Below are 17,901 nucleotides of genomic sequence, written 5' to 3'. Positions count from 1 at the left end.
TGGTACACTTTCAGCATCGTCCTAAGCGGTAAGGTAGGATAAGTTTCAAGGTTGGGTTAATGGTAGGCAAAGAACCATTCACACCCCTCTCGCTTTTCCTGAAAAACATACGAACGTGCCCCTCCGCCTACTCTCCCTGCTGTTTTGCCTGGCTATTTTTACCAGCTGCACTGCCCAACAGGACAAATCGCCGCAAGAAGAAAGCTCCCCCTACGCCTTCAAAACACCCTCCCCGGACGGTACCGGCAAGTACTATATGGGCCGGGAGATCAGCTACGTCATGGGTCACCTCGCCGCCGATTGGTTGGAGCGGCCGGAGCGCGAACGGGAAGAAAACGTCAGTCAGGCCATTGAAAATATGGGCATACAACCCGACGAGCGGATTGCAGACATCGGCGCCGGCTCCGGCTACTATACCTTTAGAATGGCCCGTAAAGCCCCCCAGGGGAAGGTCTTCGCCGTAGACCTCCAACCCGAAATGCTAGCCCTGATGCAGCAGCGGATCGACCGGGAGGACATCGAGAACGTAACCCTGATCCGGGGTACTGAAAGCAGCCCGAACCTGGACACAAACTCCGTCGACCTGGTCACGATGGTGGATGTATACCACGAGCTTTCCCACCCCCGGGAGATGATGCAGGACATTGTCCGTGCCCTGCGGCCGGGTGGGCGCTTCTTCCTGCTGGAATACCGCATGGAAGACCCCACGGTGCCCATAAAACGCCTCCATAAGATGTCGGAAGAACAGGCCGTACGGGAGATGGAATCCGTCGGCTTAAAGCTGCGGGAGAACATGGACAACCTTCCCTGGCAGCATTGTATGGTCTTCGTAAAGGAGTAGATAGCGTGCTTGAGCCAGGGGACCAGAGGGAAGTACCGGATGTCAGCAGATTATCTGATAAGAATCTAATAACATTCTAAGAAAACGATCTTCCTCCTGACCACATCCTTTTACCCACGGAGTGCGCTGCGTCATCTGCCCACAGACTCCGAGCTTAACTTGATTAGACCGCACGAACTGACCACAGCGAATCGTATCAGAAGCGAATAAATACGTATCAAATCGTATCACTCGGCTAAGGTTTTACTACCTTGCGGGGATGGAAAATCCGATATCGCTCTACAATTTCCGGGCAGATCTTGGTTGGGATCTTGTCAACTTGATCAGTGAAATAGACCGCTTCGATGCGTCATGGGCCATCATCAAACGTCGGGAGGGGGCCAGTCTGCAGCAACTGAGAACTATGGCGACCATTCAGAGTGTTGGTGCGTCGACGCGGATTGAAGGATCGAAGATGACTGATCCTGACGTCAAGCGCTTTCTAGCGGAACTGGACATCAGCAAGTTAGAAAATCGGGACAAGCAGGAAGTAGCGGGGTACTACTCCGTCCTGGAAGTGATCATAGAAAACAGCGATGCGATCAAAGTACAGAAGAGAGACGTCCTCGGACTGCACAAACTATTGATGCAGTACAGCCAAAAGGACGAGTGGCACCGCGGAAACTACAAGCAACACAGCAATGCAGTAGAAGCTCGACTACCGGACGGTAGCCGTCAGATAATTTTCGAGACCACACCTCCCGGCCACATGACGGAAGACAAGATGGATGCGATCATCAAGTGGTATAACACCCCCAGCGAAGTTCATCCGCTGGTCAAAATTGCTGTCTTGGTGTATGAGTTTCTTACGATCCATCCCTTTCAGGATGGCAACGGAAGGATGAGTCGGCTACTGACGACCCTAAGTCTACTGCAACAGGGCTACGACTGGGTACAGTACGTAAGCTTTGAGCACCAGATCGAGTACACCAAGAAGACGTACTACCAGGTGCTTCGACACTGTCAGGCCCAGCGACCAAACGAGGACGTAACCGAATGGATTAGTTACTTTATGGGTTCGCTACTGACGATCAAACGAAAGATTCAGGCCAAGATCAATAGAACCAACATTAATTCTGCGATGTCACCCCGGGAAACGACGATCTATGAGTACATAAGTACAAATGCGGGTTGCCAGTCCAGTCAAATAGCTGAAGAACTAGAGATACCTAGTCCTACGGTCAAAAGAATGCTCTCCAGTCTAGTCGAAAGGTCGATTATTCAAAAGCATGGCCAAGGGCGCGCTACTAACTATACGATCAAAACCTAGCTCGTTCACCACACCACCCACCCCGCACCTGCGGCCCCGCCCCTATTACCTACCCCCCCGCCAAACGCTCCAAAAAAGCTGCTCGGTACGTCTCTCCAATGGGTAGCCACACCTTACCGATCACTACCCGCCCACGCTCCACGAAGTCCAGTCGGTCGAGCCGCACGAAATGACTGCGGTGGATGCGGCAAAACTGACTTTGTGGAAGGCGGGCTAGAAGGTCGCTGAGGTTTTCGCTGGTTAGCACCTGGGTGCCGTCGGTAAGATACAACAGCAGGTAATCGTCGGCTGACGTGGCGTAGCGGATGCTGGAAAGGGCAATGCGGACGGTACGGGTGCCGGACTTCACGAAGATATCCGTAGCCGGAGGGTGCGGTGGAGGTGGGGCGGATGGTCCGTCTTGCTGGAATGCCATGGCCCGGACGATGGCCTGATCGAAGCGCGCGAAGGAGATGGGTTTGAGGAGGTAGTCGATTACTCCGAGCTCGAAACCGGCGAGTGCGTGCGCGTCGTAGGCGGTGGTGAAGATGACGGCACAGCGTCCCTGAAGGAGGCGTGCGACGTGCAGCCCGTTTAACTCTGCCATCTCGATATCGAGTAGGACCAAGTCCGGCGGATCGTTTTGTATCGCTGCTAAGCCGTCGACCGAATCGGTGTACGAGCCCATCAGCCGTAAATCGTTGTGCCGCGCGGTATACTGCTCCAGCAGTTCCACGGCCAGGGGTTCATCGTCGATGATGATGACGTTCACGGGGCAGATCGGTAGAGTGCTAGGTGCACGGTGAAGGTGGTGCCGGTGCAGCCGGTAGTAAGCTCGTAATGGCTGCCGTAGAGTAAGTCGAGGCGTTTACGGATGTTTTGTAGTCCAATACCACCGACCCGGGTGACTGGCGAACTAGCCTGCTTTACCAGGTTGACGACGTCAAACGTTAGCCGTTCCGTAGTGGCCGTGAGGGAGATATGCAGGGGTTCGTGGCTATCAGTGAGCCGGCCGTGTTTGAAGGCGTTTTCGACAAAGGGGGCCAGTAGAAGGGGTGGTACCTGCCATGTCTCAATCGTACCGGCGATGCTGATACTCGGTGGGGCTATACCGGCTACCCGGAGGCTCTCTAGGTCGATCAGATCGTAGAGGTGCGCCAGCTCCCGCGCCAGGGGCACGCGTTCGTCCTGGTGGTACAGGGAGTAGCGCAATAAGCTACTCAGTTTTTCAAGAGCTTCGAGTGCTCGGGGACTCTGGGTGCTCACTAGGGCATATAGGTTGTTGAGTGTGTTGAATAAGAAGTGAGGATTGACCTGGGCCCGCAGGTAGCGAAGCTCAGCTTCCCGGAAAGCGGCCTCCGTCTCGTAGCGTCGGGCTTGGGTGTGCCGACCGTACTGGGTGAAGAAGTACACAATGCCCACCGGAAGGAAAATGATAGCGTAGTAGAGGTTGTCCAGGAGATAATAGGTCCAGCTCACGCCGGGATAGTAATTGTGCTCGCCGAAAATGGCGAATAGCACTACCTCCTCCAGAACAGCACGCAGCCCAATCACGCCCATAACCAACAGCAGACAAAAGACCACGAGGCGTCCGGGGCTGCTATGAGCGTACCAGCGGTGGAGCAGTAGGTAGACACCAACGGAGTAAGTGGCGAAACACAGGTGGGCACTGACCGTCAGGGCCAACAGCCGGGGACTTGCGTAGAGATCGGTAACCTGTTCCATTCCCCCCGGCTGCAGTAGGCTACGTACCCGCAAGACCACAAAGTAGACGATGAAGTACCAGCAAATGAGCGGACCAAAGCGGAGGGGCAGCATGGATAGGGAGTGATGCTACAAGGTATGGACCACCGCCCCGGCCGGCGGCCCTGATCGGTGAACGGCCCGATCGGATCGGTGAACCCGGCGTAGGCGTTGACCGAAGCTTCTGCCTGCCTTACCGAATTGACCCGGCGGGTAGATGCCAGCAGAACGTAATTGCGACTGAACACAACTCCCAGCACGATGCCTACCCTGCACTACCTACCTATCCTGCTATCGCTTGCACTATTTGGTCACCTTTCAGCGCAGCGAACTGATACTTTCCTACCCTTCGATCCCGATTCTATTCTTGTGGGAGACCGACAGTTGCCCAAGGTCCTGCTCATCGGTAGCTGGCACTTCAACTATCCGGGCCTAGACGCGCACAAAGCGGAAACGGAGGACCAGATCAACATTTACTCAGAGGAACGGCAACGTGAACTACAGGAGTTGCTAAATTACATAGTCCGCTTTAAGCCCAGTAAAATAGTGGTGGAGTCCGGTGCCAACACCGGCTATCTGCTCAATAACTACCGCCGCTACTTAGCTGGCGAAGAGGAACTATATGCTAGTGAGCGCAGTCAGATTGGCATGCGCCTGATGGACCGCTCCGGGCTCGATACCGTTTATGGCGTTGACGCCTGGCCGCTGTTGTTAGAGCTGCATGATGGGCGGGACACCACTCAGCCTATGGGTTATGTTGATGAGATACTTGACCGTCACTATTTTGGCGGCACGGATGAGGCATCGCAGCGCTATTCAGCATACTATTCCTACCAGGATAGTCTGATTGCTGCACAGTCACTGCTCGCAAGCTTCCAGTATCTCAATTCGGATAAGGTACTCGACCGCATCTTCGGCGCCTACCTCTACGGCGGGCAGTTTGAGTCGGAAGATTTTGAAGGGCCGGATGCCCTATCAATGTTCTGGTTCAATCGCAACCTGCGGATCTTCAAGCGGATCAAGGACTTGGAACACGGACCGGAGGATCGCCTGCTGATTTTGTTCGGTGCGGGGCACGCGGCCATCCTGCGCTACTTATTTGAGTGCTCGCCGGAGTTCGAGCTGGTGGATTTTGATAGCCTATAACCCCTACCCCCCCTTCACAAACCGCCCACTCACCACCTGCCCCCCCGACCGCAACTGGTAAAAATAAGTACCCACCGGCCAGTCCCCCACCTCCAGACGAAGCCGATTACCCACACCGCGCGCTGACCGAGTACCCACCGCACGCCGGTACACCTCCCGCCCCTGCAGGTCTACAACGCGCAGATCGGAGGCGTCCAGGTCGCCCCCCCACTCAAACGTGACCGCATCTACGGTAGGATTGGGATACACACTGACGGTAACCTCCGGAGTCGGAGCAGTATAGAGGGCAGGCGGTGGGGGCGGCGCCACCACCGTCAGCGAAACACTAGTCGCCGTCGGAGGGGTATAAACAGATGTCGGCGAAAGCTCCAAGTAGTCCACGTTGGGTCCACTACTGCCGGCGGCCGTCAGCCGGATACGGTGTTCACCCGCACTGAGTAGTACGGAACCTCCCAGTGTTCGGTAGGACCAATTGTTCCACCCCCCGGTAAGCGTAAAGGTTGTCGTGCTCTGTAGCTGCCCATCGACGTACACCTGCAGATCGCGGGGGGCGGTACTCCCGTTGGCGTAGGTGGCAGACAGGTTATACGGACTGGTGGCCGGCACGTCGATGGTCCATTCAATGTAATCCTGCGTGGGATTAATGTAGTCGGCAAAGCCCGCCCCACTAAAGCCGGTATGGTTCGTGGCCGGGCGCACGCCACTTAGCGTAGCCTCCTCGGCCTCGTAGCGCGTGCTGCCTGCGTAAGGTACCAGAGCAACGATGTAGTTCATATTGGACCCCACCGCCGGCGCTGCCAGTGCCGCCCCCAGCGTGAGGCGGTACCGCGAGGGACCAAATATGGAAAAGGGGACCAACTTAGTATACACCTCGAAGTAGTCAGACCCCGGGTCAGTGGTGCCGATCACCTCGTCGGTTTTAGTCCAGCTGCTCAACCAATTGGGCAGTACGGTGCCCCGGGGGTCATAGGCCACGTACGCAATGGCGCTTCCACTCAGGTATACGGACAGCAGGCTTCCGTCGGCGCGGACCTTATCGTCGTTAGCCGTTTTGATAAATCGAGCACCCTCCAGAAAGTCAGGCACGCTCGTCAGCGTATAGGGCCGGTCGGTGTAGAAGGTTTCCCCCTCGGTCAGGCGGCTGAGTTCGTAGGCGTTATCACTGTCGGCTAGGATGGCCTCCACCAGTTCGTCGCCCGCGGGTTTTTCCGGCGCGGTCTTCTGTACCTCGGGCACCGTGGCGCGTAGGTAGTCTACGAAAAATTCCTCGCCGGCAGTCTGGGTAGCATTGCCCCAGCTCACCCTGCTCAGCGTAGGGTGGGTCGTACTGATCGCCTCCAGGGTAGGTACGATGGGATAGCCGGTTTTATCCGCTACGTATACCTGGATGAGGCCGTTCTCGTACTTGGCTACCCGTATAGTGTGGGCCAGTTCCGGGTCCAGATTAATGATCGCCTTATCCAGGATTTCGGGGTAGAGGTAGTTATCGGTGGCCTCACCCAGGACCAGGGAGCCACCCCCCAGTGGATCGTAGCGGACTACGTAGGTTGGAGTACCGCCCTCATCCTGCTGCCCGAACAGCAGGTAGTACGCCCGTTGGTATCCGCCGACCAGGTTGGATACTTCGGTTTCCAGCACGTAGCTCGTAGCTCCGAAGGATTGCACGGTAGTGAGCAGCGCCCCATTATTGTCGGTACCGTTATAGGCCTGCCCATCGCGGATCGTCCATCCTTCATTGCCGTCCCAGAATGCCCCGAGCTCCTGGCGGTCGAAGTCATCGTCGAAGATGGTTTGGGCGCGCACGCAGGTGCCAGCGTATAGGACAAGGGCGAAGAAGGTGAGGGAGCAACGCAGCGTAGCGCCGCATAGACGGGTAGAGGTGCACATAAAATGCTGTTTAGTAGGGTTTGGGAGCAAGTTAGACCACAATGTATATCCTTGCAACCCCTAAACGTCAATGTTGTAGTTCTTCGTCTGTTGCACCTGCGGCCCCGCCCGTAGCTCGGCCAACACGTCGCGACAGACCAGTTTAAGCGTGCGACGGTCAGCCGGGTCGCGTACACGTCCAGGAAGGTGGCGGAGTTAAAGGCCAGGCTGTCGCCCAGCGGAAAGGCATCCAGCAAGAGCTGCACGGCGGGGCCGCGGGTGCAAAGGTGATTGGAGGGAGAATTTATCTGACAGGACCGATGGTTGTTATTGGACAAATTGGTTCCGATTTGTCGGATATACAGGGTAAATTTGGCAGATAAAATTGGAAAGACAAGTCAGCTATGGAAGAAGAAATATTGGTCCTGCTTTCCCGGCAGGGTGCTTTGTCCTCTTCGGAGATTCACGCGGCTGTGGATCCGGGTCGGCTCGTGAGTAATGCGCTGCTGATCGCCGCGGAGCACCGTCCGTTGTCTTTTCGTACGGTGGACTCGGTGGAGTATAAAAAAGGCGATGCTGGTGTTTTATGAGCGGAATAATATTACTCCCTTTAAGCGGATCTTTATTGAGCAGTTTGCCTTTGCGGTGGATACTTATTTTTAGGATGCTGAGCGGCAAAATGTTGGAGGGTTCACCACAGAGTCCCCTGGCGGGGCCACACGGAGGGCTTCACGGAGTACGCACGGAGGCGGGTGGGGGTGCGTCAGCAGGGGAAGGGGCCCCTGGTGTAAGCAACAGAGGCCAGCACCTAGCGGTGCTGCGAGAGGGGTCACCTACCGCTTGGCCTCCACCACCCCCACCCGCTCCAGCCGCAGCACATCCGCTACCTCTAGGGGGTAGGCTACGAGTTTACTGTGGCGCGGAATACGGTAGGGAAACACCCCAAGCGCGCCAGTATATAGATCGATCAGCAGTTGTGCCTGCTTGCGGAACGACCGAACGCCGAGCTGACTGCGCCGGTCCTCGTACTCGGCTACGGTGGCCGGCGGGTAGACGATGCGGTAGAGGTCATTAGTGCCATCCTGTAGCAGTACGACCGAGGTAGTCCCGTAGCCACCAGGACCGCCTAACCTAGCGTGCTGAGTGCTAAGCAGGTCCATATAGGTGGCGGTCTCGATGGTGCCCCGGCGGGCCAGGTACTCCAGCAGCGGCAGGAAGCCGAAGCGGTCATTGCCGGTGCTGTTGACGCGTTCGAGCTCGTGGAGGAGGGGTAGGTAGTAGGGGTAGTTTTCCTGCATCGGGTCGCTACGGCGCAGGTGCCGCTGCCCCGGAAAGCCGTAGGTAGCGATGCAGTCGGTCAGGCCCACCATATTGAGGGAGTCCTGCGTCTGGCGCACCTCCCCGGGCGGATTGGCAGTGCGAATTACCACGTCACGGTAGGCGACCCGCTCGTAGCAGGCGATTAGCTCAGCGTCGAAGGTTTGTTCGTGCTGCGTCTGGTACTGTAGCAACTCACCGCGCAGGGCGTACCAGTCCAGTTGGGGGTGATCGAGGTCCATACGGTGGCGGTCAAAGTAGGCTACGGGGATGCCCAGCTGGGCCAGCTTCCCTAGGTACTGTCGCAGTAGTGCGGGCCGGTCGGCGGCGCGGGCGGCCAGGGCGGCATTGTACAGGTCGTGGGTGTGGGGGTCGGCGGGCGCGGCAAAGGCCAGCTGGTAGTAGTGAAGAGCGGTGTGGGGGTCGCGGTGTAATAGGGCGTCCTCGGCGGCGGTCACCTGGGGGTTGTAGTCTAGGAACCAGTCTACGGCGGTGGTTTGACTACGTAGGCAGGCGGCACTTAGCAACAGCAGGACGAGGTGCAGCGGGTACACGGGGGGACGGTAGGTTTACCGTAAGATAGGGAATACCGGGCAGTACAATGCTGCCACTCCCGATAGCTATCGGGACGGTAGAAAAATGCAGCCTCCGGCTGCGCTAATAGACGTAAACGAGCCACTACTCTAATAGTCAAAAGTTCGGTAACTTAAGCCTTCAAGCTATGCGCCTAGCCCTCCTCTTCACTGCCACCAGCCTCTTACTCTGCACCTGCGGCCCCGCCCCCGAAGACGACGGTGGTAGTGCCGGGATGAACGACCAGGAGTACCTGATGGTAACCGGGCAGCCCTACGGCGTTTGGAACAGTTACGAAAGCTACCCGGGGTATCGGTTGCGGTTCGACGGTGATTCGGTGCAGCTGTTTAATCCGTTTACTGGTTACGAGAAGCGTCTTCGTGCGTATGCGGCCGATACGGCGGCGCGGTTTGCGGATACGTTATATGTGACCTATGACGGAGTGACTGACAGTACGTTGCAGCTAGTGGTCCGGTCGGAAGAGGGGGATGATGTGCAGCAGCAGTACCGGATTACGGAGCCCCTGGCCTACCGGGATCTCTCCGCCGCGACCGCCGACGAGGTGTACGCGATCACCCTTGAGGGGACGGACTATATGCTGTACGTCGTGGAGGTAGAAGTGGAGCGAAATGGACAAGCCAGCAGCATGAAAACCGTGGAACTAACGGCGGTACCACCTGCGTCCGACCCGCGTAGGGCCGATGTGAGGGTGGGCTTCCCGATGGGGTTTGGGGCGGGTATAACACTCCCCATGCCAGTACCCGGTGAACGGCACCGCCCTGGGAGCGGCGGGGATAGGCTACTGGTTTCTGAGAGTCCGTCCGGACAGGTACAGGCGCATATCCTACGCGGGCAGGAAAACCGGGTGGAGGGGCCGGTGCTTGGATACCCCTACCCTTCCCTTGTCCCGGATTCGGTGCCAACCGCCAACTTACTTCACCTCCTCAACGCGGGTCAGATCACGGTATCGTCGCCGCCGCCCGAACCGGACTCCATCGGCATTCAGTACGTTGATCTGAACGGGGAGGGCACGGGTAGATTGGTGACCCACGGGGAGCTGCCGCACATAGATTTTGAGTTTACCGACGACGGGAGGTATACGCTATTTTCGGGCGATCGGGTGGTGCAGCGCGGCCGGTGGTCGTTCAGTAAGGGGCGGCAATTTATTGCGATGCGATCCCCCTCGACCATGTTCAGTACCGCCCGGTTGATCGAGGCTTACGGTCCGGGTACGCTCACTTTTTCGCTGCCCATCGATGTGCAAACTAAGGAGCCGCGGGGGGTACGGCTTACTTCGTATTACACGCCGGTGGTGGGGTTGCGGTTTGGGTTGTAAGGGGTCTGCACTGTTTTGTACAGCCCTAATTTTCCTCTCCCCAGCCCTACCTAAAAAAGGCCGTCGGGGTAGACTCCCGTACGAAGATCAGTATGTCGTAGTCTGCCAATACGTCCACCAAACCAAATTCCAAAGTAGGTTTTATAGTGCCTACCTGACGGAAGCCCTGGGGCTGGTGCAGCCAGCTGGCGTAGGGAGAGGTATCGCGGCGCAGCGCACGTAGGTCGAGAAAAAATAGGGGTTCCTCGATCGCCGCCAGTAGGTACTCCAGGGTCCTGGGATAAGCCTGCTCTGCCGGATAGGGACCTAAAGTCTCGGGACCGCTAGCGGTGTAACTCCCTGAGTAGAAGGTAAAGCCTACTGAGAGGTAGTCGGGTCCGTGGGTCTGGCGGAGGTGGTGGCCCATGGCGGCAGTCCGGGTGGTGACGTGCTCGTTGTGCGCCCAGAGGACCAGCTTGCTACCGGGGAAGTAATCATGTATCCAGCTGACGTTGTCGGCCATGGCACGGTCCCGTACCGCGTGGTCACCCGGAGTGGTAAACTGCTCGAGCAGCGTGACCATTTGCTGTAGCCACTGCCGCTCGTGCTGCGTAGTAGCCAGTGAATCGACGGCGGGGCGCAGTTCGCCAAAGATGCGGTCGAAGATACCCCGGTGCCGCTCGGAAATGACGGTACGGTAGTCCGTGTGCTTCTCGAAGCGGACGATGTCCAGGGTGCTGCGCAGTTGCAGTAGGCGGCTGTCCCAATTGGGATCATCGGCTAGTGCGGCCTCCAGCTCGGCATAAGCGGGACGGTAATCTTGCATATCGAAGCCAGTGAAGCGCACCGGGCGGTCCCGGGCGGCGGCGTGCATGCCCTCCAGTAACTCGATCAGCTCCTCGGTCCTCCAGGTCCAGAAGCCCAGGCCATCGAGTATCGCTCGGGGACTACCGACTCCTTCCCGCACGTATTCATTCGCCTCGAAACAGGGGACCATACTAGCTTCCAGTGCGAAAGTTCCGAAGCCGCGCTCCCGGTTGAGGTAGCGAAACAGGCGGTCCTTAAGCTGGAAGATTTCCCGGGAGCCGTGACTGCTCTCGCCCAGTCCAACCAGGTCGCTGGTACCGACGGCCCGGCCAAAGGCTTCGAGGTCACTGCTGTCTTCGTACCCGGGATCCACGGAGGCCAGGGGGTGCACGTACTGGCGCAGCCACTCGACCTCGGGGCGTTGGGGACCGAGGGGGCTAGTGAGGGGCTCCCGGGGCCGTTCGGCGGTCGACAGATAGGGCTCGCCGTCCAGATAGACGGCCACATTATCAAACCACGCGCTGCCAGTACCGACGTGCAGACCACCGATTGCGACGTCGGTAGCGTCCGGGGGCACGTCGATCCGCACAGCTACTGAAGTCCAGTCGGTAGTGCCGGTGGGAGGCGCGGATTGCTGTCCCTCCTGAAAGGCTCCTGCAGAATTTATGAATGCTGCCACCGCGCTTCCCTTATCGGCACGGACCCACAGTCCGGCGTATCCACCTTCTATCGTTTCCGCTTTTATGTCCGCACGCAGCTCTAGCGTTCGACCCACAGCTAATTGTAACGGAAGTTCAGTTGACAGAAAGGCAAAGGCGGAGTCCGACCGTCCGGTCTTAGCCGTAAAGCGCAGACTGGCGGAGCCAGAGGTGTATTCGCTAGTATCGCGGGCACTCGCGTAGTCGCCACCCCCCACGGACCAGCCAGCTACCCCGGAGCCATTCTTCCCCGAAGATTCAAAACTGAGGTTGAGATCGGGCTGCGCACTCACGGCAGCGGATACAGTGAGGCAGAGGAATAGAAGGTAGCGCGGTAGCATCGGCCGATCGGTTTCGTAGTGGCAGGCCACCTTAGGTGCAGGCGGGTGCGATAAGATAGCGAATCGGGGGGCGGGGCGGGGCCGCAGGTGCGGTATCGGTCGAACTACTCCATCAGCTTATACGACACGTTCACGCCCACGCGCTGAAACTGGTACACTAGTTCCCGTCTTAGTTCCAGGTCCGGTGTGATGGTAGTTTCGATGATGTTTTGCGTACCGAATACGTCCGTGGCCTGGAGACTGACGCTCAGGCGTTTGTCCTTACTGGTTTTGCGGATCGCCAGGTTCGCGTAGAAGCGGTGGGGTTTGGTCTCCTGAATACCCCGGGCGGGGGCATAATAGTACTCCTGGAGTTGAAGCTTCCAGCCGGATTTCAGACTGACCACCTGTTCTAGCCGCGCATTGTAGGTGGTATTGGAGGAGAAGCGCAGTAGGGCTTCACGGGGGTCACGGAAGGCGTCGTGGTATACCGCCGCGGACTGATTGAGCTGTAGCCAGGCAGTAGGACTAGTCCCGTAGAATAGCGTAGCACCTACGCGCCGGTTCGTTCCGATGTTGGTGTACGTAAGCAGCACCCGATCGCCCTGCTCGGCGGCGATACGCTGGATGGTGTTGTTGATCTGGTGCCCGAACACGGAAACAGCCACCTTATCGTTGGGAAACTGCGCCTGGTAGGATAGCTCGACGCGGTGGGCGAACTGCGGCTGCAAGAACGGATTGCCGGTGCGTACATTGAGGGGGTCATCGAAGGAGAGGTAGGGGTTGATCTGACGAAAGATCGGCCGGTCGATCCGGTAACTGTAGCTTCCCGATAGGGTGCTCACCTCCCCTAGCGACTGACTCAGCTGGACGCTCGGAAACACATTCAGGTACCGGTCCTCGATCAGGGAATCTCCCAGGCGTTGCACCCCGTCGTGTTGGTAGGATTCTGCCCGGACGCCGATCTTCCACTTCAGTTCGCCCGCCTCTTTCTCGTACAGTAGGTAGAGAGCGTGTATGGTTTGGTCGATGGTAAAGGCATTTGCCCCCGTCTGTAGCGCCTCCCGGTAGTACGCTAGCTGCTGTAGCGTGGTGTAGTTCACCCAGGTCGACTGCATACCCAACAGGGCCTTTCCCGGTAGGCTACCGAATGGAGTATCGAACTGCGCCCTGAGCAGATTGACCCGTTCGCGTTGTTGCTCGTCGTCGCGCGAGATGCTGAGGGTAAGGGGAGTTTCCGCGATAGCGACGTCCTCCGTGTTAAAGCGGGTGAGGTTATCCTCTTCCTCCGTACTGTGCGAGAAGAAGACGCTCAGTTTTCGTGAGTTTTCCCGGAACGATTTCACGTAGGATGCCGTATAAACCTCTTCGTTCAGTGTAGCATCGTCTACATTTTCGGTAAATACGGTAAGGTTACTCCCCGTGAAGGTTTGAAAGCGATCTTGCTGGTCGATGGCCGACTCCGTATTCCACCGCTGGTAGGTATAGCCCAGTTCTAGCGCACTGGAGGTGTCGATATCGTAATTGAGGGAGGGGGGGGGTCGGCGGTCCCCTGATCAGTAGTGGTGACTACGATGGTGTGCTGCGCATTGGCCTGAAGGCCTAGCCCAGGAGTAGACAGGCTGCGCAAGTAAACAGAAAGTGCTTGCTTATTGGGCGATTGGGGAGGTCTGCATGTGCTTTGCTTGCTTGCAGGAGTGGTTTGTGGGTGGTTGGGATGTACCGGAAGATAGGGGCGGGGCCGCGGGTGCCGGGGGGATTAAGCTATCCATTGTGGCGAAAGAACCTACCATCCTAGCCTTACATCTGATATACTGCCTATTCCTTTAACTCGGGATACAATTGAGTTAAGATATCTAATAGTCGTCTGTCACCGGGCCAGGGTGAATATGGTAATACAATCATGCCTCCGGCATCGACAATGACATACCGGGGCAAAATACGAAAATTGAAAGCGACATTTAGATAAGAATTAACTGGTGCTAAAGCCATATAATTTGACCAACGCTTTGGGCGGCTATCCAGCAAATCTTTCCATTGGTAAATATCCTGATTATTGGTAACGTAAATGGAGATAATTCCTAATTGACTTGTTGCTAGGAGAGAGCGAATCGAATCTAAATAAGGTAATTTTTTGACACAACCAATGCATTCATCAGTATAAAATTCTACCAGTGTGTAGGTTGCTTCTGAAATTGTAATATCAGGCATGATCGCTCCTGAAGTATCATATACCTCACCAACGTTCATTTTTCCGAAGTCCCCATCAAAGTTAAGAATAGTGTCCGGAGCATAATCTATTTCTTGAGAGCCTAATTCCCCTATATCTTGCTCAACTTCGATGCCTTCGAAAAATTCACTACAGCTATGATTCGCCGGGTTAGAATAGGTATACTGTTCTACTACATAGAACGTATCTTGTTCCAAAGCTGTGATAGAATACACCCCTCGCGGGTTAAAGGCAACTTCAAACCTTCCTCCATAGTCTCTTTGCTGACGGTATATTACGGTCTCGTCAATTTTCGCTAAACTGACAGCCTCCTGCATGAATGGATGAATAAGCCTGTAGTTGAAACCAAGTGGATTTTTACTTAATTTTTTTCTGTACGGCTTCCAGTCATTAGCTGTAACACCATATTCAAAAGATCGCAGATTCTTTACCTTAAAGAAGGTACTGTCTTCTATATTAAGTATGAGCGATGAGTTACCGTACTGATGTTTACGGTACACATCGCTATTCTTTACTGACCGCTCCTCTGAGAAGATAGTATCTCCACACACGTGATAGGTCAGCGTCGAACCGGTATGGTAGGGCTGTAGAGGGACTTCGTTAGTAATCGTAGGATCTATAGTGTGCACCTTACTGTAGGGTAGATTGTATATTTCTACAGTTATCACACCGTTGAAGATTGAATCTTGTGCTATTGATGTATGTGTCAACAGAAAGGCAACCATACTGAACCATGTTAATTTTTTTAGTAAATAGCTAATCATCGTGATATAATTATAGATGTTAGAGCATGTTGGGAGTTTTCCTGAGCCCCAAAATTTTGGATAAAAGTGGTTGTCGGCGTATCTTATTAGGTACTAAACTGAACAAGATATGCAGACGAATTGGACTCGCCTCACCGACAACCAGTGGGAACTTATGAAAGATTACGTGGACTGGCAAAGAAAACGCAAATTAAATTTACGCGACGTGCTCGACGCTATTTTTTACATCGTGCGCACGGGCACCCAGTGGCGTAACCTTCCGCGCGAGATGTTTCCCGATTGGCAAGCCGTCTACTACTACTTCGATAAGTGGAAAAAGAATGGTGCCATCAAGAGAATGAACGCCGCCTTTAATCGCCTAGAACGCCAGCTCAAAGACCGCAAAGCCTCGCCCACACTGGCTTTGGCCGACTCACAAAGCATTAAACTCGCGCCGATGATTTACGAACACCGGGGCGTAGACGGCAATAAGACAGTGAACGGTCGCAAGCGGCATATTCTGGTTGACGTGACGGGCAGAATTTACAGCACCCATATTTGCCTATTCCGGAGCAACTGACCCCCTCCTTTCGCACCTTTGACCCCCCCCCTGTGGATAACTCGCGCAGATAATAGATTATAAAGATAAGTGTTCGGGCCGTTTACGCAAGCTTTTTCCGCTCAGTTCAATGCGGTGAGCCTTGGGCAGGAGCCGATCGAGGATGGCATCGGCCACGGTGGGTTCGTCGAGGTAGGCGTGCCACTGGGCGACGGGGAGCTGGGAGACGATAACGGTGCCGGCCCGCTCGTAGCGGTCCTCGAGGATCTGGAGCAAGAGCAGCTTGACGGGGTGGGTGATGGCTTGCAGGCCGAAGTCGTCGAGGATCAGTAAGCGGGCTTTTTTGAGTCGGTCGAGCCACTTAATGACGGCTTACGTTACGGAGCCCTACCCGTAACGACGCTGGCCTTAGCCACGGCGATCTGCTCGCACAGGCGATTCATATTAAAGTACAAGGTGCGCAGGCCCATCGTGCAGGCGTGGTTACCGAACGTTTTGTGGGTTAAGGGTCCCACAAATAAGTCAGGCCAGGTGGGACTTGCCGCAGCCGGTGGCACCGGTGATGAGGACGTTCTCACCCCGACCGATCCAGGCTACATCACCCAGCACGGCGAGCTGCTGTTTGGAGAGATTACGCTGGGGGCCGCCGTCGACGTCCTGGAGGGTGACGGCGTAGCGAAGTTTGCTCAAGCGCAGGTTCATTTCGCTACGCGGCTACTTCGTGGTCCATGCGGCGACGCTGGCGGTTCTGGCGCTCGGCGTCGACGAGGCGGGCGATGAGTTCGTGGGGGCTTCGGGGTGCTGGTCCAGCGGGGTGGCTAGGACGGCCTCGTAAGCCGAAGCCATTCCGCCCAGTTTGAGGTCGCGTAGAGTAGATAGAGAAGCTGTAGTCATGATAGAGAGGTTAAGTATAGTTTTGCGGGCCACGGATATTATCGTGGGCCGGCGGGGTGAAAAGATCGGTTTGTTCCGTGGTCGTCTGCCGGTCGAGGCCCTTAGCCAGGATATTGCGTAGCATCCCGTAGGTCGCCTTGCCGGCGGTCTGGCAGCGGAGTGCGGCGTTCTCCAGCCGGTCGTCGCCGTACTTTTTGGCCAGGGCGAGGGTGCCGCCACAGGCCCGGTAGGTCTGCGCTTCGTGGATCTTGGTCAGTAGGATCTGGCCGATGGCCCACTCGGTAGCCGGACCGATTTTACGGGCCCAGGAACGGAAGTAGGCCGCATCGTAACCCTCCGTTTTACGCCACTCGGCGTGATTTTTGGGTAGGTGTTCGGCGTCGGTCTGGTAGCGGTAACGGTCGGCGGCGTGGAGCCGGGCGTGGGTGGCTACCCGGTCGGTACCGATGAAGATCTCGACTGTGGTGCGGCTATAAACCACCGTGGCCGTCTGACCAACGTGCTGGAAGGGCACGGAGTAGAAGTTTTTGCGTTCGCCCAGCATGACGTGGTAGGTACGCTGCACCTTGGCCCGGACCGTCTTTTTGAGCAGGAACGGGCCTGTCGGCAGCGGCCGCAGCAGCGGCAGTTCGTGCTCCGTAAAGCAGGATAGGCGGGTACCGGGCCGTGCCTGGAAGTCGATATTCTGGTGCTCGGCGAGTTGCTCGCCCAGTCCGCCGTTGAGCTGTTCGAGGCTGTGGAAGGTGCGGTCGCGCAGGGGGGCGAACAGCCGGGTGTAAGCAATACGTACCGCGTTTTCGACGCTGGCCTTATCCTTTGGCCTGCGCGGTCGGGCGGCCTGGAGATCGACCCGGTAATGATTGGCCAGCTGGACGCAAACATCGTTGAAGTCGGGATCATAACGGTCCGCTTTGATGACGAAGGCCTTAAGGTTATCCGACAAAATAACCTGGGGAACACCACCGAAAAAGCGCAGTGCGTCGTTGATGCCGTGAACGAAGTCGGCCGTACACTGACTCGTCAGGGCGATAGCAAAGGTGTGCTGTGAGTGGGGCATTACGGCCAGCAGCACCTGAGCCTGGCGGACCTCGCCCGTCCGGGGATCAACCCAGGGCAGGAGGGTCTTGCCGGTAAAGTCGAGTTGGAGCTTCTGGCCGGGAACGTGGCTCAGCACCAGGGTCAGGTCGCGCCGGCCGATCTCGCGGCCCAGGTAGAGGTAGAACTGCGTAGAGCCGTAGCCGTCGGGATACTGTCGTTTGTACTCTTCGTATAGGAGCTGCTTGGTAACCCCAACGCGGGCCAGTTCCCTGATCCAGTCGTCTACCTGGGCATCGAAAACGGCCCGGCGATCGAGCGTGGGCCGCAGCTGGTCGGGATAGAGAACGCCCCGTAACTGCTCGGTTGGCAGGGCCAACACGACCGCCAGGTCGGCATGGTGCGCCCTAGCCAGGCGCAGGTATCCCCGCACAGAGTTTTTTGACACCCGACACTGCCGTGCCGTACCCTTGATCGAGCGGGTGTGCTGGTAAGTCTTGAGAATTTTTATGGTCTGATCCATACG

At 56.7% G+C, this 17,901-nt stretch carries 16 protein-coding genes and 1 pseudogene; 6 read left to right on the top strand and 11 right to left on the bottom strand.

Annotated elements, in window-relative coordinates; genetic code table 11:
- The first annotated feature begins 115 nt into the window (after nucleotides 1–115).
- On the top strand, nucleotides 116–841 hold the full coding sequence (locus ACOOHD_RS19550; protein ID WP_420459563.1) for a class I SAM-dependent methyltransferase: 726 nt from the start codon (nucleotides 116–118) through the stop codon (nucleotides 839–841).
- A gap of 319 nt (nucleotides 842–1,160) precedes the next feature.
- A complete protein-coding gene (locus ACOOHD_RS19545; RefSeq protein WP_420459562.1) occupies nucleotides 1,161–2,150 on the top strand; it encodes a Fic family protein in 990 nt (329 codons plus the stop codon).
- 49 nt (nucleotides 2,151–2,199) lie between these two features.
- Here ACOOHD_RS19545 and ACOOHD_RS19540 read toward each other — a convergent pair whose 3' ends face one another.
- Both ACOOHD_RS19540 and ACOOHD_RS19535 read right to left on the bottom strand, forming a co-directional pair.
- Entirely contained in the window at nucleotides 2,200–2,901 is a 702-nt protein-coding gene (locus tag ACOOHD_RS19540) for a LytR/AlgR family response regulator transcription factor (RefSeq protein ID WP_420459561.1), read from the bottom strand.
- Nucleotides 2,898–3,947: a sensor histidine kinase gene (locus ACOOHD_RS19535; protein WP_420459560.1), complete on the bottom strand. Its 1,050-nt coding sequence runs from the start codon at nucleotides 3,945–3,947 to the stop codon at nucleotides 2,898–2,900. Before ACOOHD_RS19535 ends, ACOOHD_RS19540 begins: the two co-directional genes overlap by 4 nt.
- 186 nt (nucleotides 3,948–4,133) lie before the next feature.
- Between ACOOHD_RS19535 and ACOOHD_RS19530 the strand changes: the two genes are divergently transcribed.
- Nucleotides 4,134–5,018 (top strand): DUF5694 domain-containing protein, encoded by an 885-nt coding sequence (locus tag ACOOHD_RS19530; protein WP_420459559.1) that lies wholly within the window; start codon nucleotides 4,134–4,136, stop codon nucleotides 5,016–5,018.
- A gap of 3 nt (nucleotides 5,019–5,021) precedes the next feature.
- On the opposite strand, the gene ACOOHD_RS19525 is transcribed toward ACOOHD_RS19530, so the two are convergent.
- Complete coding sequence (locus tag ACOOHD_RS19525; RefSeq protein ID WP_420459558.1) at nucleotides 5,022–6,905, bottom strand: carbohydrate-binding protein; 1,884 nt, start codon at nucleotides 6,903–6,905, stop codon at nucleotides 5,022–5,024.
- Between the two features lie 464 nt (nucleotides 6,906–7,369).
- Between ACOOHD_RS19525 and ACOOHD_RS19520 the strand changes: the two are divergent.
- Nucleotides 7,370–7,547, top strand: a pseudogene (locus ACOOHD_RS19520) (cell filamentation protein Fic); the annotation flags it as partial.
- Nucleotides 7,548–7,717: 170 nt separating this feature from the next.
- Here the strand turns inward: ACOOHD_RS19520 and ACOOHD_RS19515 are convergent.
- On the bottom strand, nucleotides 7,718–8,755 hold the full coding sequence (locus tag ACOOHD_RS19515; RefSeq protein WP_420459557.1) for a hypothetical protein: 1,038 nt from the start codon (nucleotides 8,753–8,755) through the stop codon (nucleotides 7,718–7,720).
- Between the two features lie 167 nt (nucleotides 8,756–8,922).
- Between ACOOHD_RS19515 and ACOOHD_RS19510 the strand changes: the two genes are divergently transcribed.
- Entirely contained in the window at nucleotides 8,923–10,110 is a 1,188-nt protein-coding gene (locus tag ACOOHD_RS19510) for a hypothetical protein (protein ID WP_420459556.1), read from the top strand.
- Between the two features lie 46 nt (nucleotides 10,111–10,156).
- Here ACOOHD_RS19510 and ACOOHD_RS19505 read toward each other — a convergent pair whose 3' ends face one another.
- The 3 genes from ACOOHD_RS19505 to ACOOHD_RS19495 form a co-directional block, all read right to left on the bottom strand.
- On the bottom strand, nucleotides 10,157–11,935 hold the full coding sequence (locus ACOOHD_RS19505; RefSeq protein ID WP_420459555.1) for an erythromycin esterase family protein: 1,779 nt from the start codon (nucleotides 11,933–11,935) through the stop codon (nucleotides 10,157–10,159).
- A gap of 104 nt (nucleotides 11,936–12,039) precedes the next feature.
- A complete protein-coding gene (locus ACOOHD_RS19500) occupies nucleotides 12,040–13,260 on the bottom strand; it encodes an outer membrane beta-barrel family protein (RefSeq protein WP_420459554.1) in 1,221 nt (406 codons plus the stop codon).
- 472 nt (nucleotides 13,261–13,732) lie between these two features.
- Entirely contained in the window at nucleotides 13,733–14,908 is a 1,176-nt protein-coding gene (locus ACOOHD_RS19495) for a TlpA family protein disulfide reductase (protein WP_420459553.1), read from the bottom strand.
- Between the two features lie 109 nt (nucleotides 14,909–15,017).
- Between ACOOHD_RS19495 and ACOOHD_RS19490 the strand changes: the two genes are divergently transcribed.
- On the top strand, nucleotides 15,018–15,467 hold the full coding sequence (locus ACOOHD_RS19490; protein WP_420459552.1) for a transposase: 450 nt from the start codon (nucleotides 15,018–15,020) through the stop codon (nucleotides 15,465–15,467).
- A 57-nt stretch (nucleotides 15,468–15,524) separates the two neighbouring features.
- On the opposite strand, the gene ACOOHD_RS19485 is transcribed toward ACOOHD_RS19490, so the two are convergent.
- The 4 genes from ACOOHD_RS19485 to istA all read right to left on the bottom strand — a co-directional run bounded on the left by ACOOHD_RS19485 (nucleotide 15,525) and on the right by istA (nucleotide 17,898).
- The gene (locus ACOOHD_RS19485) at nucleotides 15,525–15,755 is read right to left on the bottom strand and encodes an ATP-binding protein (RefSeq protein WP_420461453.1); all 231 of its coding nucleotides are present in this window, start codon (nucleotides 15,753–15,755) and stop codon (nucleotides 15,525–15,527) included.
- A gap of 213 nt (nucleotides 15,756–15,968) precedes the next feature.
- Nucleotides 15,969–16,148 (bottom strand): ATP-binding protein, encoded by a 180-nt coding sequence (locus ACOOHD_RS19480; RefSeq protein ID WP_420459551.1) that lies wholly within the window; start codon nucleotides 16,146–16,148, stop codon nucleotides 15,969–15,971.
- Nucleotides 16,149–16,160: 12 nt separating this feature from the next.
- Complete coding sequence (locus tag ACOOHD_RS19475) at nucleotides 16,161–16,340, bottom strand: hypothetical protein (RefSeq protein ID WP_420459550.1); 180 nt, start codon at nucleotides 16,338–16,340, stop codon at nucleotides 16,161–16,163.
- A 10-nt stretch (nucleotides 16,341–16,350) separates the two neighbouring features.
- Complete coding sequence (gene istA / locus ACOOHD_RS19470; RefSeq protein WP_420459549.1) at nucleotides 16,351–17,898, bottom strand: IS21 family transposase; 1,548 nt, start codon at nucleotides 17,896–17,898, stop codon at nucleotides 16,351–16,353.
- Nucleotides 17,899–17,901: the final 3 nt, after the last annotated feature.

The organism is Neolewinella sp. (assembly GCF_965214665.1).
Lineage (GTDB): Bacteria > Bacteroidota > Bacteroidia > Chitinophagales > Saprospiraceae > Neolewinella.
The sequence above is the reverse complement of the archived record's forward strand: the minus strand, read 5'-3'. Positions and strand labels throughout refer to the sequence as shown.

Coding starts and splice junctions, on each gene's coding strand:
- ACOOHD_RS19535 (WP_420459560.1), bottom strand. CDS start 3,947: ATGCTGCCCCTCCGCTTTGGTCCGCTCATTTGCTGGTACTTCATCGTC.
- ACOOHD_RS19530 (WP_420459559.1), top strand. CDS start 4,134: ATGCCTACCCTGCACTACCTACCTATCCTGCTATCGCTTGCACTATTT.
- ACOOHD_RS19525 (WP_420459558.1), bottom strand. CDS start 6,905: ATGTGCACCTCTACCCGTCTATGCGGCGCTACGCTGCGTTGCTCCCTC.
- ACOOHD_RS19510 (WP_420459556.1), top strand. CDS start 8,923: ATGCGCCTAGCCCTCCTCTTCACTGCCACCAGCCTCTTACTCTGCACC.
- ACOOHD_RS19505 (WP_420459555.1), bottom strand. CDS start 11,935: ATGCTACCGCGCTACCTTCTATTCCTCTGCCTCACTGTATCCGCTGCC.
- ACOOHD_RS19495 (WP_420459553.1), bottom strand. CDS start 14,908: ATGATTAGCTATTTACTAAAAAAATTAACATGGTTCAGTATGGTTGCC.
- ACOOHD_RS19490 (WP_420459552.1), top strand. CDS start 15,018: ATGCAGACGAATTGGACTCGCCTCACCGACAACCAGTGGGAACTTATG.
- ACOOHD_RS19480 (WP_420459551.1), bottom strand. CDS start 16,148: ATGAACCTGCGCTTGAGCAAACTTCGCTACGCCGTCACCCTCCAGGAC.
- ACOOHD_RS19475 (WP_420459550.1), bottom strand. CDS start 16,340: ATGACTACAGCTTCTCTATCTACTCTACGCGACCTCAAACTGGGCGGA.
- istA (WP_420459549.1), bottom strand. CDS start 17,898: ATGGATCAGACCATAAAAATTCTCAAGACTTACCAGCACACCCGCTCG.